The organism is Thioclava sp. JM3 (genome assembly GCF_002213185.1).
GTDB classification, from domain to species: Bacteria; Pseudomonadota; Alphaproteobacteria; order Rhodobacterales; family Rhodobacteraceae; genus Thioclava; species Thioclava nitratireducens.
In genome coordinates this window covers 381,841-396,910 of record NZ_NBOB01000003.1, presented here as the reverse complement: position 1 = coordinate 396,910, position 15,070 = coordinate 381,841, and the positions used below count along the sequence as shown (strand labels likewise).

General features: G+C 65.2%; 13 protein-coding genes. 4 read left to right on the top strand and 9 right to left on the bottom strand.

Translation table 11 applies throughout. From position 1 onward, the window contains the following. The first annotated feature begins 17 nt into the window (after positions 1-17). Positions 18-1,019 (top strand): aldo/keto reductase, encoded by a 1,002-nt coding sequence (locus B6V73_RS07815; protein ID WP_088724939.1) that lies wholly within the window; start codon positions 18-20, stop codon positions 1,017-1,019. A gap of 68 nt (positions 1,020-1,087) precedes the next feature. On the opposite strand, the gene B6V73_RS07810 is transcribed toward B6V73_RS07815, so the two are convergent. From B6V73_RS07810 to B6V73_RS07770, 9 genes are all read right to left on the bottom strand, one after another. Beyond that, positions 1,088-1,303, bottom strand: coding sequence for a hypothetical protein (locus B6V73_RS07810; RefSeq protein WP_075775495.1), 216 nt, complete (start codon positions 1,301-1,303; stop codon positions 1,088-1,090). Between the two features lie 14 nt (positions 1,304-1,317). Then, a complete protein-coding gene (gene scpB / locus B6V73_RS07805) occupies positions 1,318-1,983 on the bottom strand; it encodes an SMC-Scp complex subunit ScpB (protein WP_075775496.1) in 666 nt (221 codons plus the stop codon). Next, on the bottom strand, positions 1,980-2,762 hold the full coding sequence (locus tag B6V73_RS07800; protein ID WP_075775497.1) for a ScpA family protein: 783 nt from the start codon (positions 2,760-2,762) through the stop codon (positions 1,980-1,982). Before B6V73_RS07800 ends, scpB begins: the two co-directional genes overlap by 4 nt. Then, a complete protein-coding gene (locus B6V73_RS07795; RefSeq protein ID WP_088724938.1) occupies positions 2,755-3,756 on the bottom strand; it encodes a glycoside hydrolase family 3 N-terminal domain-containing protein in 1,002 nt (333 codons plus the stop codon). The genes B6V73_RS07800 and B6V73_RS07795 overlap by 8 nt, the downstream gene beginning before the upstream one ends. Next, positions 3,756-4,820 (bottom strand): SPOR domain-containing protein, encoded by a 1,065-nt coding sequence (locus B6V73_RS07790; protein ID WP_088724937.1) that lies wholly within the window; start codon positions 4,818-4,820, stop codon positions 3,756-3,758. Before B6V73_RS07790 ends, B6V73_RS07795 begins: the two co-directional genes overlap by 1 nt. A gap of 74 nt (positions 4,821-4,894) precedes the next feature. Then, positions 4,895-6,640 carry an arginine--tRNA ligase gene (gene argS / locus B6V73_RS07785; RefSeq protein ID WP_088724936.1) on the bottom strand — a complete coding sequence of 582 codons (1,746 nt, stop codon included), beginning with the start codon at positions 6,638-6,640 and terminating at the stop codon, positions 4,895-4,897. Positions 6,641-6,774: 134 nt separating this feature from the next. Continuing rightward, positions 6,775-7,197, bottom strand: a complete 423-nt coding sequence (locus B6V73_RS07780; RefSeq protein ID WP_075775501.1) for a heme-binding protein — start codon at positions 7,195-7,197, stop codon at positions 6,775-6,777. After that, the gene (locus B6V73_RS07775; RefSeq protein WP_088724935.1) at positions 7,194-9,359 is read right to left on the bottom strand and encodes a malate synthase G; all 2,166 of its coding nucleotides are present in this window, start codon (positions 9,357-9,359) and stop codon (positions 7,194-7,196) included. The genes B6V73_RS07780 and B6V73_RS07775 overlap by 4 nt, the downstream gene beginning before the upstream one ends. A 208-nt stretch (positions 9,360-9,567) precedes the next feature. After that, positions 9,568-9,906, bottom strand: a complete 339-nt coding sequence (locus tag B6V73_RS07770; RefSeq protein WP_088724934.1) for a hypothetical protein — start codon at positions 9,904-9,906, stop codon at positions 9,568-9,570. 318 nt (positions 9,907-10,224) lie between these two features. Here B6V73_RS07770 and pepN point away from each other — a divergent pair, with 318 nt between their 5' ends. The 3 genes from pepN (at position 10,225) to gatB (ending at position 14,954) form a co-directional block, all read left to right on the top strand. Next, positions 10,225-12,795, top strand: a complete 2,571-nt coding sequence (gene pepN, locus B6V73_RS07765) for an aminopeptidase N (protein WP_088724933.1) — start codon at positions 10,225-10,227, stop codon at positions 12,793-12,795. Between the two features lie 141 nt (positions 12,796-12,936). After that, positions 12,937-13,350, top strand: coding sequence for a hypothetical protein (locus B6V73_RS07760; protein WP_075775505.1), 414 nt, complete (start codon positions 12,937-12,939; stop codon positions 13,348-13,350). A gap of 86 nt (positions 13,351-13,436) precedes the next feature. Then, positions 13,437-14,954: an Asp-tRNA(Asn)/Glu-tRNA(Gln) amidotransferase subunit GatB gene (gene gatB / locus B6V73_RS07755; RefSeq protein ID WP_075775506.1), complete on the top strand. Its 1,518-nt coding sequence runs from the start codon at positions 13,437-13,439 to the stop codon at positions 14,952-14,954. The last annotated feature ends 116 nt before the right edge of the window (positions 14,955-15,070 follow it).

Genomic DNA, 15,070 nt, shown 5'->3' with positions numbered 1-15,070 from the left:
ACCAGAAAGGAGACCCCATGACCGACAGATACGAACTCCCGCACCCGATCGGCATGGGGGGCGTTGCGCTTGGCAACGAGTTCCGCGTCACGACAGACCGGCAGGCGGCGGACACGCTCGAGGCCGCGTGGGAAGCGGGCATCCGCTATTTCGACGTGGCGCCGCATTACGGCGTCGGCTTGGCCGAACGCCGCTACGGGCAGTTCCTGCATCACAAGCCGCGCGAAAGCTTCGTGCTCAGCTCGAAAGTCGGGCGGCTCCTGAAAGCGGGGCCCGAGCATCGCAATCAGCAGCTCATGCCCTACTCCCCCTCGCCCAATATCGAGGTCTACGACTACAGCCGCGAGGGCACGCTCCGCTCGATCGAGGACACGTTGCAGCGCACCGGGCTCGACAGTCTCGATGTGGTCTTCGTGCACGACCTCTCGCCCGATAACGGCGCGCTGCCGAAGGACTGGCTGGAGCTGTGGCCCGAGGCGGTCGAGGGCTGTTTCGCGACGCTGAGCGAGCTGCGTGACCAAGGGGTCATCAAGGCATGGGGCATGGGCGTGAACCGACCCGAGCCGATCCTGAAATCGATGGAAGACAGCGATCCGGATCTGCACCTGATGGCGAGCCAGTATTCGCTGGTAGAGCATGACCACGCGGTCGAGACGGTCTTCCCGGCGGCGCGCAAGCACGGCAACAGCTTCGTCATCGGCTCGGCGCTGAATGCGGGCTTCCTCGCGGGGCTGCACCGTTACCATTATGGCGACAAGAACAGTGTCATCGCGAAAGAGCGGATGGAGAAGCGCGATCGCCTGAGAGAGGTGGCCTTCGATCATGGGGTGAATCTGCTCGCGGCCGCGTTGCAATTCGCGAAAGCGCCGGATGTGGTGCAGACGGTGGTGGTGGGGCTTGGACGTCCCGACGAGGCGATCGACGACGCGGCGGCGATGAACATGCCAATCCCGGCGGAGTTCTGGCAGGACCTGCGCGGGGCCGGGCTGATCCACAAGGATGCGCCGGTGCCCGGCTAAGGCGTGAATAGGGGAAAGCACGAAGAAGGGCGTCGCGGGTTGATCCGGCGGCGCCCTTTTCCATGAGATCACATGCGCCGCGTGATCCGCGCCGCTTTGCGCGCGCGTTTGACCGCCTCGCGTGCGGTTTGGGCCTGCTTGCGCTCCTGCGCCGTCATCGGGCTCGCGCTCTTGCCCTTGCCGCCGCGCTTCGAAGCCATGCCGATGCCCTTGTTGATCCCCCAGTTGATCCCCCGGCGCAGGAACATCCGGATGACCATGTTGATGATCTGGTTGAAGTTCATCGGATATCCCCCTGTCAATCCTCGAACAATTCGGACTGGCCGGTCTGGACCTCGTCCTCCTCGCCCTCCTCGTCGTCGTCCGAGCCTGCACCCGGAAGGGGGCGCGAGTCCAGCAGGCCTGCGGCGCGCAGCTCCTTGAGACCCGGCAGGTCGCGGGCGCTCTCGAGGCTGAACTGGTCGAGGAATTCCTGCGTCACGACGAAGGTGACGGGGCGGCCCGGCGTCATGCGGCGCCGACCGAAGCGGATCCATTCCATTTCCAGCAACTGGTCGATCGTGCCGCGCGAAACGGCGACGCCGCGGATCTCCTCGATCTCGGCGCGGGTGACCGGCTGGTGATAGGCGATGATCGCCAGCGTCTCGACCGCGGCGCGGGAAAGCTTGCGCTCCTCAACCGTCTCTTTCTGCATCAGGAAGGCGAGATCGGGCGCGGTGCGCACCGCCCAGGCGTCGCCGACCTTCACCACCCGCACGCCGCGCCCCTCGTAGCGCTTGCGCAGGTGCACCAGCGCCTCGGCGGGGTCGCAACCATGCGGCATCCGTTCTTCCATCTCGCGGATGCGGACGGGTTCGGCAGAGGCGAAGAGGATCGCTTCGACCATCCGCTCCTGCTCGGCAATGGGCGGCGCGGCAAAGAGGGTTTCTTCTTTTTCTTCGGTCTGTTCCGGCTCGTCGTTCATGTCTTCTTCCGGATCGAAATGGGTTGGAACGTATCGCTCTGGCGCAGCTCGATCTGGCCTTGCTTGGCCATCTCCAGCGAGGCCGCGAAAGTCGCGGCGGTGGCCGAGCGTCGGCGTTTGGGGTCGGCGGTCCACCCGTCGGGCAGGAAGGTGGTCAGCTCCGACCAGCCACCGGCGAAACCGATCAGACTGCGCATCCGGTCCAGCGCCTCCTCCATCGTGAAGACATTAGTCCGATCGAACGCATAGGGGCGGAATTCATCGCGCGTGCGGATGCGCGCATAGGCCTGCATCAGGTCCATCAGCGAGGCCGAATAGGTGACCTTGCGGACGCGCTCGACCTCTTCCGAAATGCCGCGCGCGAAGGTGTCGCGCCCCAGCCGGTCGCGCGCCATCAGCTGCGCCGCCGCCTCGCGCATCGCCTGCAGGCGTTCCAGCTGGAAGGCGAGGTGCTCGGCCAGATCCTCCGCCGAGGGGCCTTCGGCCTCGGGGTCAGGCGGCAGCAGAAGCCGCGATTTCAGGAAGGCGAGCCAGGCCGCCATCACGAGGTAATCGGCGGCCAGCTCGATGCGCAGCGCCTTGGCGCGTTCGACGAAGGCCAGATATTGCTCTGCCAGTTGCAGCACGGAGATCTTGCGCAGATCGACTTTCTGGCTGCGCGAGAGCGTCAGCAGCAGGTCGAGCGGGCCTTCGAACCCGTCGACATCGACGATCAGCGCCTCGGCCTGAAGCCGATCCGCGACCGTTTGCGAGTCGAACAGATTTTCGGTGTCACTCATCCATGCCGCCGCTCAAGAGTGCCTCAAGTTCGGCATCGAGCGCGGCCATGTCAACTGTCTCGGGCGGCAAGCGCCGGTCCAGCGCGGCCTCGGCGCGGGCCTGTGCGGCCTCGCTCATCGCCGGGGCGGCCATCGCCACCTCTTCCATCGCGGGCATGTCGCCCTTGCAATGGAGCACCAGATCGCAGCCCGCCGCCAGCGCGGCAGCCGTGCGCGTCCCGAAGCCGCCCGCCAGCGCCTCCATCCCGATATCGTCGCTCATCAGGAGCCCGCCGAAGCCGATCTCCTCACGGATCATCTTGATGATCTTCGCGCTCTGCGTCGCGGGAGCCGCGTCGAGCGCGGTGAAGCGGATATGCGCCGTCATGCCCAGTGGCAGATCGGAAAGCGCCTTGAACGGCGCGAAATCAGTCGCGATCAGATCGGCCTTCGAGGCCTCGACCACCGGCAAATCCTTGTGGCTGTCCGAAATCGCCCGACCGTGGCCCGGAATATGCTTGATCACCGGGAGCACGCCGCCCGCCAGCAGCCCCTCGGCCGTGGCGCGGGCATTGGCGATCACCGTCGCCGCATCCTTGCCCAGACAACGGTTTTGCAGGAAGGGATGGGTCAGAAGCCCCGCGATATCGCAGGTGGGCGCGCAGTTCACGTCGATGCCGACCGCGCGCAGCTCCTCGCCCATGATCCGCGAGCGCAGCCAGAAGGAGCGCGGTGCCTGCGCCCCTGCCTGCTTCGCCTGCTCCAGCGGCGGCAGCCATTCGCGCCACTGGGGCCCGCGCAGCCGCTGCACCCGCCCGCCTTCCTGATCGATCAGAACCGGCGCATCGCGCCCCACCGCCCCGCGCAGAGCGTCGGTCAGACGCGTGACCTGCTCGGGCGTATCGATATTGCGCGAGAACAGGATGAAGCCCCACGGATCGGCCTCGCGGAAGAAATCCCGCTCGCGCGCGGAGAGCTCGGTCCCTTCGCAGCCGAAGATCGCCGCGACGCCCATCAGCGTGCCTGCGTCGGGATGCAGTTCTGCCGCTCGGCCACGAGGGCCGCGCAGAACTGGCGCGCTTCGGTCACGTCGTCGAAGCCCGCGACGCGGAGGCGATAGAAATCGCGCCCGCCGGAGCTCGCCTTCTGGATCACGCGCTTCTTGTCGGTCATCAGCGCGTCGAAGCGCTTGGCGATCCGGTCCCATTCGCCCTTCGCCGCCGCTGCCGTATCGAAGGCGCCGACCTGCACGAGGCGCGTGCCCGCCGACAGTTCGGACGGGTCGAGATCGACGACGCCAGCCTCCGCTTGCCCGGCCGACATCTGCTTCGTCACCGCCTGCTCCAGCGCCGCCGCCAGCAGCTGATCGCGCATCGGTTTGGACTGCGGGCGCGGCGAGCGCGAGACGCCCGGCACTGAGGCCGGAATCACACCGCTGACTGCGTCGCTCTCGGGGGCTGCGTCCTGCGCGACCGCATCGGGGCGCGTCTCGGGCATGGCCGGGCTCATCAATGCAGGCTCGACGGGAATGTCGGGCGCATCCTTCACCTGCGACGGATCGGCATTGAGCGCGGCAGGCTCGAGCGCCGCAATCGCCGCCTCCACGGCAGGGTTGGAAGCTGGGTTGGATCCGTCACCCGCGCTAGACGCATCGCTCGCCACCTGCGTTTCCGCCGCCAGCTCGCCCATCGGCTTATCTTCGTCGGTGAACCCTTCCGGGCTCGGCGCGAGAGTCACTTTCTCAGGTGCAGGTGCCGCCTGCCCCGTGCCGGCCACGTCGTTGACAGCCAGACCGGTATGGCGCGCAAGCTCTCCGCCCGGGTCTTCGGGCGCGATCCGGGCGGGCCCGTCCATCGCGCGGATCACCGGTACGCCGTTCAGATCGCGCATCGCCAGCTTGTACCCCCAGACCACCAGACCCGCGATCATCGCGACCGAAGTCAGTGCCCCGGCCACGTTGACCCAGCGCGACACGACACGCGGCGCACGCTCTGGAACGGGATCTTCGGGATGCGCGTAATGGGGCTGCGGGTGTTCATGCCCGTAACCCCCACTCTCGCGGTAGTCGTAGGTCGTCATGCTCGTCGCCTCGCCGCCGGTTGCCCGGCCTTGCCCGGTTGACCCGGAATTTGCCTGTTCCCGGCGGCGTGCGTTCAGCGCATCTCTTCAGCCGGGGTCACGCCAAGAATACCAAGACCGGCGGAAATGACAACGGCACAGGCTCGTGCGAGGGCGATTTTCGCCGCCGATGCGGCCTCGTCGCCCTCCTGCAGGAAGCGCAGGGACGGCTCGTCATTGCCACGGTTCCACAGGCTGTGCAGATCCGAGGCGAGATCGTAGAGGTAGAAAGCCACCCGGTGCGGCTCGTTCGCGCGCGCCGCGATCTCCAGAAGACGCGGCCATTCGGCGATCTTCTTGACCAGTTCCAGCTCGGACGGATGCCACTCGCCGGACAGATCGACCTCGGCGAGACGCGCATCGGACATGTCCCAGCCCGCTTCCGCCGCCTTGCGCAGCACCGAGCAGACCCGGGCATGGGCATATTGCACGTAGAAGACCGGGTTGTCCTTGGACTGCTCGAGCACCTTGTCGAAGTCGAAATCCAGCGGCGCGTCGTTCTTGCGGGTGAGCATGTGGAAGCGGGTCACATCCGCGCCCGCCTGCTCCACCACGTCGCGCAGCGTCACGAAAGTGCCCGCGCGCTTCGACATCTTGAAGGGCTCGCCGTTCTTGAACAGCTTCACCAGCTGGATCAGCTTGATATCAAGCGTCACCTTGCGATCCGACAGCGCAGCCACGGCTGCCTTCATCCGCTTCACATAGCCGCCATGGTCGGCACCGAAGACGTCGATCAGCAGATCGTAGCCACGAGCGATCTTGGTCCAGTGATAGGCGATATCGGGGGCGAAATAGGTCCACGAGCCGTCCGACTTCTTCACCGGGCGGTCTACGTCATCGCCATATTCGGTCGAGCGGAACAGGGTCTGCTCGCGCTCCTCCCAATCCTCGGGCAGTTTGCCCTTCGGCGGGTCGAGCACACCCTCGTAGATCAGGCCCAGATCCTCGAGCCGCTTCAGCGCCGCCTCGATCTGGCCGGTGCCGTAGAGCGATTTCTCGGAGGAGAAGACATCCATTTTCACGCCGAGACAGGCGAGGTCCTCGCGGATCATCTCCATCATCTGCTCGGTCGCGAATTCGCGGATATCTTCGAGCCAGTCTTCCTCGGGTTTGTCGAGCAGGCTCTCGCCATACTTGGCCTTGATCGCCTCACCGACCGGGATCAGGTAATCGCCGGGATAGAGCCCCTCGCGAATTTCCGGCTCGAGGCCACAGGCTTCGCGATAGCGCTCATAGGCGGAGCGGGCGAGCACATCGACCTGCGCGCCGCCATCGTTGATGTAATATTCCCGCGTGACGTCATAGCCCGCGAAATCCAGCAGGCTTGCCAGCGCATCGCCGAAGACGGCGCCGCGGGTATGGCCGACATGCATCGGGCCGGTCGGGTTCGCGGAGACATATTCCACGTTCACCTTCACGCCGCGGCCCAGATCGGAGCGCCCGTAATCCGCGCCCTCTTTCAGAACGGCGTGGGTCACATCAGCCCAGACCTTCGGATCGAGGCGCAGGTTGATAAAACCGGGACCGGCGACATCGGCGCTGACGATCCGGTCATCTGCGGCCAGCTTGGACGCCAGCGCCTCGGCGATGTCACGCGGTTTCGACTTGGCGGGCTTGGCCAGCACCATCGCGGCGTTGGTCGCCATGTCGCCATGCAGCGGATCGCGCGGCGGCTCCACCGCGACGTTTGCGTAGTCCAGCCCCTCGGGCAGCGCGCCTTCGGAAACCATCTGATCGAGTGCCGCAATTACCGCGGCGCGGATGTCGGAAAACAGGTGCATTCTCATTGTCCTTATTTGCGCTCTCCCCTGCCAGAGCGCGCAGGTCGCGTCAATGGCCCGAGCGAGGGCAGAGACGGCGCGGGCGGCCCGGCATCGCCTGCCGGACCGCCCGAAATCAAACCTTGGCAGGGTGATCAGTCCTCGGCGGTGAAGCCCGCGGCTTCGATCCCGGCCACGGCCACCTTGGCGTCATTGTCCGAGGTATCGCCGGTGACGCCCATCGCACCGATCACCGCGCCGCTCTCGTCGCGGATCAGAACGCCGCCGGGCACCGGGCAGGTCTTGCCGTCATAGATGCCGTTCACCGCGGCCATGAAATAGGCCTGCGCCTCGGCCCGCGCCATCTGCGCCTTGCCGCCCATCCCCAGCATCACCGCGCCGTAAGCCTTGGCTTGCGCAATATCGAAGCGGCCCGGCGCCGCGCCATCGGCGCGCGCGAAGGCCAGCGGGTGGCCGCCCGCATCCAGCACGATCGCCGAGAGCGGTTTCAGCCCGTCTTCCGCGCCTTGCGCCAGCGCGGTCTCGATCATCTTCTGCGCCTGTTCGAGCGTGATCATGCGCGTTCCTCCTTCTCTTGCAGGCGGCGCTGATGCAGCACCGGTTCCGTATATCCCGAGGGTTGGACCGTGCCGAGGAAGCACAGGTCGCACGCTGCCTGGAACGCGAAGCCGTCATAGCCGGGCGCCATGGGGCGGTAGTTGGGATCGCCCTCGTTCTGACGGTCGACGACCTTGGCCATCTTGCGCAGCGCCTCCATCACCTGGCCTTCGCTCACCAGCCCATGCTCGAGCCAGTTCGCGATCGCCTGGCTGGAAATCCGGCAGGTCGCACGGTCTTCCATCAGGCCGACGTCATGGATGTCGGGCACCTTGGAGCAGCCCACCCCCTGATCGACCCAGCGCACGACATAGCCGAGGATGCCTTGCGCGTTGTTCTCGATCTCGGTGCGGATTTCCTCCTCCGAGTAGTTCTTCCCACGCGCGAGCGGGATCGTCAGCAAATCGTCGAGCCGCGCCGGACGGTTCATCGCGGCGATTTCCTGCTGGCGGCGCTTCACGTCGATCTTGTGGTAATGGGTGGCGTGCAGCGTGGCCGCCGTCGGCGACGGCACCCAGGCGCAGTTCGCGCCCGCGAGCGGATGGTTCACCTTGGCCTCGAGCATATCGGCCATCTTGTCGGGCATCGCCCACATGCCCTTGCCGATCTGCGCCTTGCCGGCGAGCCCGCAGGCCAGACCGATATCGACGTTGCGATCCTCGTAGGCTTCGATCCAGGGCTGAGACTTCATCTCGCCCTTGCTCAGCATCGGACCGGCCTGCATCGAGGTGTGGATCTCGTCGCCGGTGCGGTCGAGGAAACCGGTATTGATGAAGGCCACACGGTTCTTCGCGGCGCGGATGCATTCCTTGAGGTTGACCGAGGTACGGCGCTCCTCGTCCATGATGCCAAGCTTCACCGTGTAGCGCGGCAGGCCCAGAACCTCTTCGACCTTGTCGAAAATCTCGGTCGCGAAGGCGACCTCTTCGGGGCCGTGCATCTTCGGCTTCACCACATAGACCGAGCCCGTGACAGAGTTGCGCGGCCCTTCGGTCTTCTTGAGGTCATGCATCGCGCAGAGCGTGGTGACCATCGCATCCATCAGCCCCTCATAGGCTTCTTCGCCGTCGCGGGTCAGAATCGCGGGGGTGGTCATCAGGTGGCCGACATTGCGCACCAGCATCAGCGAGCGGCCCTTCAACGTGATCACCTCGCCACCGCCGCCGGTGAACTGGTAATCGCCCTCGAGCCGCCGCACGGTCTTCTCGCCGTTCTTCACGACGTTCTCGCGCAGATCGCCCTTCATCAGGCCCAGCCAGTTGCCATAGGCGAGAACCTTGTCCTCGGCATCGACACAAGCCACCGAGTCCTCGCAATCCATGATCGTGCTGACCGCGGCCTCCAGGATGACATCGGCGATATCGGCAGGATCGGCCTGACCGACTTCGGTGGTCGGGTCGATCTCGATCACGAGATGCAGCCCGTTGTTTTCCAAAAGAACTTCGGACAGCGCGCCCTCGTCGGAGATGTTGAACCCGAGGAACTGCGCCGGATCGGCCAGCCCCGTCTCGCCCACCGCGTTCTCCACGAAGAACACGCCGTTCTCCACGCGCAGCGCGGTCACGTCGGTCCAGCTTCCGCCCGCAAGCGGCACGGCTTCGTCGAGAAACGCCTTGGCACGCTCGATCACGCGGGCGCCGCGCTTGGGATCGTAGCCCTTGCCCTGCGGCAGATCGCCAAGCGCATCGGTGCCGTAAAGCGCATCATAGAGGCTGCCCCAGCGGGCGTTCGCGGCGTTGAGTGCGTAGCGGGCATTGGTGATCGGAACGACGAGCTGCGGACCGCAGACGGTGGCGAATTCGGGATCGGTCTCGGGGGTCTCGATCTTGAAATCGTCGCCTTCGGGCAGGAGATAACCGATCTCGCGCAGGAAGGATTTATAGTCTTCGAAATCAAAGCCTTCGGCGCGGCGATGCGAATGCCAATCGTCGAGCTTGGACTGGATCGACTCGCGCGTCTCGAGCAGCGCACGGTTCTTCGGCCCCAGCGTATGCAACAGTTCCGAGAGCCCTTCCCAGAAGCGCTCCGGCGCGACGCCGGTCCCTGGCAAAGCTTGATCCTCGATGAAAGCGGCCAGTTCGACCGCCACCTGCAGTTCGTTTCGCGCGACCCGCTGTGCCATGATGCCTCCCGTTTTCTCAGACGCGTATTAGATGAAACCGCTGGGCGCGAATGTCCAGCGGATTACGGAAAGCACGCGGGAAGGCGCGAAGCCGGAAAAGCGGTCAGGAGAACCGCGCATGCCTCGGCAGGCGGGGCTTTTCGAACCCCGCCCGCCGAGGCATCGGCGCTGATATCACTTTTGTGGCGCGACAGTCGTCGCCCCGGAGTTACTGCTGTATCGTATCGCCCGGCGTTGCCTCACCATTGACCCCGCCTTCGCCGACCCCGGTCGTCGCGGGCGCCTGGGTGGTCGAGGTGCCAAGCCCGTCAAGCGGCGCCGATGGCGGCTCCGAGCGCACGACGCCTTCGGTTTTCGGGGCGTTCTGCGTCGCGGCGGGCGCCTCTGTCTGGTCTGCACCCGCCCCGGTCGGTTGCGGGGAATTTGCGGCCATCGCGATCCATACGAGGATCACCGCCACGCCCAGTATCACGACCATGGCCATGCCGATCAGGGCGGGGGCATGCCTCTTCTTCTCGCCATTTGTATTCGTATTCGGTGCGGACATCGGATTGCTCCTTCCATCTTCGATAGTGTCCTGTCGGGGCCGTGGCGCAGAGCGCATCGATCCGGCCCCCTTCACTTCGGGTAACGCGGTCGTCCCGGTTCGGGTTCAGCCCGTCGGCAGCGAACCGCCCGGCCCTGCCGGCGAAACCGCTTTGAAAACGGCGCGCGGGACGGATACTCTTGGCACTGAACTGCGTGACTGAGGCGAAACCGGATCGCGCCCGCCCGAAACAGGAGGCGATACCCAGAAGGCGCGCTTGCCTTCGCGCCGAAACGCTCCACGTCACACAAGCCGAGAATAACGAGGAATATCGCAAGAATGCCCGCCGACACGACGGCTACCCAAGCCCTTCCCAAGCGCCTGATCGACTACCGCCCGTATCCTTTCACGCTCGAGAGCGTGGGGCTCGATTTCACGCTCGATCCGGACGCGACAGAAGTACGCGCGCGCCTAGCCTTCTCTCCGCGGGAAGCGGTGGCGGCGCTGCATCTCGATGGGGAGGAGCTGGAGCTTGTCTCGATTGCGCTGGACGGGCGCGAGCTGGCCTCCGGCGAATACCAACTCAGCAAGACCGGCCTTACGCTCCCGGCGGATATTCTGCCGGCACGAGACTTCACGCTGGAGACCGTGACGCGGATCGCACCGTCGAAAAACACCGCGCTGGAGGGGCTTTACATGTCGAACGGCATGTATTGCACACAATGCGAGGCCGAGGGATTCCGCAAGATTACCTTCTATCCGGACCGCCCCGACGTTATGGCGCGCTTCCACGTCACGATTACCGGCGATCAGCCGGTTCTGTTGTCGAATGGCGATCTGGTCGCGAACCGCGACGGCTATGCCGAATGGGTCGATCCGTGGCCCAAGCCCGCCTATCTCTTCGCACTGGTCGCGGGTGACCTTCGCGCGCATTCGGGCACATTCACCACGATGTCGGGCCGAGAGGTCGCCACGAATATCTGGGTCCGTCCGGGCGACGAAGACCGTTGCGACTTCGCGCTGCAGGCGCTGCATCGGTCGATGCGCTGGGACGAAGAGGTTTACGGCCGCGAATACGACCTGGACATCTTCAACATCGTCGCCGTCGACGACTTCAATATGGGCGCGATGGAGAACAAGGGGTTGAACATTTTCAACTCCAAATGGGTTCTCGCCTCGCCCGAGACCGCGACCGATGCCGATTACGAGCGTATCGAGGGCATCATCGCGCACGAATATTTCCACAACTGGACCGGCAACCGCATCACCTGCCGCGACTGGTTCCAGCTGTGCCTGAAAGAGGGGCTGACGGTCTATCGCGACCAGCAGTTCACCGGCGACATGCGCGGACACGCGACGAAGCGGATCGACGACGTTCTGGCGCTGCGCGGGCGGCAGTTCCGCGAGGATCGCGGTCCGCTGTCGCACCCGCCGCGCCCCGATCATTACCGCGAGATCAACAACTTCTACACCGCGACCGTCTACGAGAAAGGCGCCGAGATCGTGGGCATGCTGCACCGCCTGCTGGGGCCCGACGGCTATCGCGCCGCGCTCGACCTCTATTTCGAGCGCCATGACGGGCAGGCCTGCACGATCGAGGACTGGCTGAAGGTGTTCGAGGACAGCTCGGGCCGCGATCTGAGCCAGTTCAAGCGCTGGTATACCGATGCGGGCACGCCGACGCTACGGGTGCGCGACAGCTTCAAGGACGGCGTATACACGCTTGAATTCGAACAGGAAACGCGCCCCACGCCCGGTCAGAAAGAAAAGCCGTTGCGCCACATCCCGATCGAAGTCGGGCTGCTCAACGAGAATGGCGACGAGGTCGTGCCATCCACCGTTCTTGAGATGACAGAGGCGAGGCAGAGCTTCACCTTCGACGGGCTCGCGACGCGCCCGGTGCCCTCGATCCTGCGCGATTTCTCCGCCCCCGTGCGGCTGGAGCGCGACGCCGACACGTCCGAGCTTGCCTTCCTGCTGACCCATGACCGCGACCCGTTCAACCGATGGGAAGCGGGGCGTGCGCTGGCCCAGAAGATGCTGATCGGGCGCGTTCTGGGACAAGAGGGTGACCGGTCCTTCTCCGATGCGATGGGTGCGCTGTTGCGCGACGAATCCGCCGATCCGGCCTTCCGCGCGCTGTGTCTGAACCTGCCCTCCGAGGACAGCATCGCGCAGGCGCTCTACGATCAGGGCGAGACGCCCGATCCTGCGGCGATCCATGAGGCGCGCGAAGCGCTCGCCCGCGATCTTGCGACTGCGCATAAGACGCTTCTGGCCGAGATTTTCACCAAAACCGAAGCGACGGCGCCCTACAGCTCCGACCCGGAGCAGGCTGGCCCGCGGGCGCTGCGCCTTGCCGTTCTGCGGCTTTTGAACCGCATCGACGGCGGAGCCCGCGCGGGTGCCCTGTTCGCCTCGGCCGAGAACATGACCGAAAGCTTCGGCGCGCTCGCGGCACTGGTGCAGACCGGACAGGATGCGAGCGCCATGGCCGAATTCCGCGACCGCTGGCAGGGCGACCGGCTGGTGATGGACAAGTGGTTCCTCGTCCAGCTGGCCAATTGCCCGCCAGAGATGGCGCTGGAGCGCGCCGAGGCGCTGACCGGCGATCCGCTCTTCACATGGAAGACGCCGAACCGCTTCCGGGCGCTGATGGCGGGGCTGTCGGGCAATCACGCGGGCTTCCACCGCGCGGACGGGGCGAGCTATCGCTTCTATGCCGATTGGCTGCTCAAGCTCGATCCGGTCAACCCGCAGGTCGCCGCCCGCATGTCCACCGCCTTCGAGACATGGACGCGCTATGACGAAGGCCGGCGCGAGAAGATGCGCAGCGAGTTGGAACGGATCGCCGCCCAGCCGGGCCTCAGCCGCGACCTGTCCGAGATGACGCAGCGTCTACTGGGCTGATTTCCGCGCGGCGCCTGCGCGCGATCCCGGAAGACCACGGATTGGCCGCATTCTCGGCCCATCCGTGCCGGGTTCTCGCGCTACGAAAGGCGGACGCTCGCGACTTGCGGGCGTTGGGCAGTTTCGCGGACAGGCTCGACCATGGACGACAATGAATTTGAATACCGACACCAGGCCCGCCGGGCGGGAGGGTATCTTGCGCTCGCCTTCGGAATGGCGCTGCTCTACGGCGCAATGAAACTGACCGCAACGACATGGATTCATGTCGCCGCGTGGATCTATCTCGCCCTCACTTTGTACAAGCTGATGCGCAACCGCTCGGGGCTGCTGCGGATCACGCCTGCGCGAATGGAAGTCTACCGCAACGGGCGGCAATTGGGCACGTTCCCCCTCGCACAGATCGACTCGGCGCGGCTGCGGCGGCGCAAGCTTGCGGGCGACGAATGCATGGTCACGCTGCGCGACGGGCGTCGCGCCTACCTGCCGCGCGAGGCGACGCCGCCGCTCGACCGGCTCAGCGCGATTTTCGAATCCTACGGGGTGCCGCTGGTCTGACGTCCGCTGCGGGGCGGTCGCCCTCTTGCCCCCGCCCCTGCCCTGTCCTAGAAGCTTGCCCAAGCCTTTACTGACAGGATGTGGACATGCTCGACCATCTCGAATTCCAAGCCCCCGAACCCAAGGTCATTGCCGGTGCCAAATCGGATTGGGAGCTGGTTATCGGGCTTGAAGTCCACGCGCAGGTGGCCTCGAAAGCCAAGCTGTTCTCGGGCGCCTCGACCAAGTTCGGCGCAGAGCCGAACTCTAACGTGGCCTTCGTCGATGCGGCGATGCCCGGCATGCTGCCGGTGATCAACGAGTTCTGCGTGGCGCAGGCGGTGCGCACGGGCCTCGGCCTCAAGGCAGATATCAACCTGCGCTCGGCCTTCGACCGGAAGAACTATTTCTACCCGGACCTGCCGCAGGGCTACCAGATTTCGCAGCTCTACCACCCCATCGTGGGCGAGGGCGAAATCATCGTCGATATGGGTCCGGGCGTCGCGCGCAAGGTCCGGATCGAGCGTATCCACCTCGAGCAGGATGCGGGCAAGTCGATCCACGACATGGACCCGCATATGTCCTTCGTGGACCTCAACCGTACCGGCGTCGCGCTGATGGAGATCGTCTCGCGCCCCGACATCCGCGGCCCGGAAGAGGCTGCGGCCTATGTCGGCAAGCTGCGTCAGATCCTGCGCTACTTGGGCACCTGCGACGGCAACATGCAGAACGGCAACCTGCGCGCCGACGTCAACGTCTCGATCTGCAAGCCGGGCGCTTACGAGAAATATCAGGAAACGCAGGATTTCAGCCATCTCGGCACGCGCTGCGAGATCAAGAACATGAACTCGATGCGCTTCATTCAGCAGGCCATCGAATACGAGGCCCGTCGCCAGATCGCCATCGTCGAAGACGGCGGCGAAGTGGTGCAGGAAACCCGCCTTTACGATCCCGACAAGGGCGAGACGCGCTCGATGCGGTCGAAGGAAGAAGCGCATGATTACCGCTACTTCCCCTGCCCCGACCTGCTGCCGCTGGAAATCGAGCAGGCCTGGGTCGACGATATCGGCGCTTCGATGCCCGAACTGCCGGACGCGAAGAAAGCGCGTTTCGTCAAGGAGCTGGGACTGTCGGAATACGATGCCTCGGTGCTGACCGCAGAGGTCGAGAACGCGGATTACTTCGAGGCCGTGGTGGCCGAGGCCGGTGACGGCAAGCTTGCCGCGAACTGGGTCATCAACGAGCTGTTCGGTCGCCTGAAGAAGGAAGACCACGACATCACCTCGAGCCCGGTCGATGCCGCGCAGCTTGGCGCGATCATCCGGCTGATCAAGTCCGACAAGATTTCGGGCAAGATCGCGAAGGACCTCTTCGAGATCGTCTACACCGAAGGCGGCGACCCCGAGAAGATCGTGGAAGAGCGCGGCATGATCCAGGTCACCGATACCGGCGCCATCGAGGCCGCCGTGGATGAAGTGATCGCCGCGAACCCTGAGCAGGTCGAGAAGGCGAAGGCCAACCCGAAGCTGGCGGGCTGGTTCGTCGGTCAGGTGATCAAGGCTTCGGGCGGCAAGGCCAACCCGAAGGCGGTGAACCAGATCGTGGCGCAGAAGCTGGGTCTTTAAGCCAAGCGAAATAGTGCGATCAAGGCGCCTTCGGGCGCCTTTTTCATGCCCGCCCGGAAAGAATTCGGGAACAAGTCTTCGCGCTTGTGGCTTGAGGAGACGCGCCCTAGGCTCAC

Excerpts from the sequence above, each read along its gene's own strand:
- B6V73_RS07810 (WP_075775495.1), bottom strand. The coding sequence starts at position 1,303 with ATGAACTTCAACCAGATCATCAACATGGTCATCCGGATGTTCCTGCGC.
- B6V73_RS07795 (WP_088724938.1), bottom strand. The coding sequence starts at position 3,756 with ATGGGCGTCGCGGCGATCTTCGGCTGCGAAGGGACCGAGCTCTCCGCG.
- argS (WP_088724936.1), bottom strand. The coding sequence starts at position 6,640 with ATGCACCTGTTTTCCGACATCCGCGCCGCGGTAATTGCGGCACTCGAT.
- B6V73_RS07800 (WP_075775497.1), bottom strand. The coding sequence starts at position 2,762 with ATGAGTGACACCGAAAATCTGTTCGACTCGCAAACGGTCGCGGATCGG.
- B6V73_RS07815 (WP_088724939.1), top strand. The coding sequence starts at position 18 with ATGACCGACAGATACGAACTCCCGCACCCGATCGGCATGGGGGGCGTT.
- scpB (WP_075775496.1), bottom strand. The coding sequence starts at position 1,983 with ATGAACGACGAGCCGGAACAGACCGAAGAAAAAGAAGAAACCCTCTTT.
- B6V73_RS07780 (WP_075775501.1), bottom strand. The coding sequence starts at position 7,197 with ATGATCACGCTCGAACAGGCGCAGAAGATGATCGAGACCGCGCTGGCG.
- B6V73_RS07760 (WP_075775505.1), top strand. The coding sequence starts at position 12,937 with ATGGACGACAATGAATTTGAATACCGACACCAGGCCCGCCGGGCGGGA.
- B6V73_RS07790 (WP_088724937.1), bottom strand. The coding sequence starts at position 4,820 with ATGACGACCTACGACTACCGCGAGAGTGGGGGTTACGGGCATGAACAC.
- pepN (WP_088724933.1), top strand. The coding sequence starts at position 10,225 with ATGCCCGCCGACACGACGGCTACCCAAGCCCTTCCCAAGCGCCTGATC.
- B6V73_RS07775 (WP_088724935.1), bottom strand. The coding sequence starts at position 9,359 with ATGGCACAGCGGGTCGCGCGAAACGAACTGCAGGTGGCGGTCGAACTG.
- gatB (WP_075775506.1), top strand. The coding sequence starts at position 13,437 with ATGCTCGACCATCTCGAATTCCAAGCCCCCGAACCCAAGGTCATTGCC.
- B6V73_RS07770 (WP_088724934.1), bottom strand. The coding sequence starts at position 9,906 with ATGTCCGCACCGAATACGAATACAAATGGCGAGAAGAAGAGGCATGCC.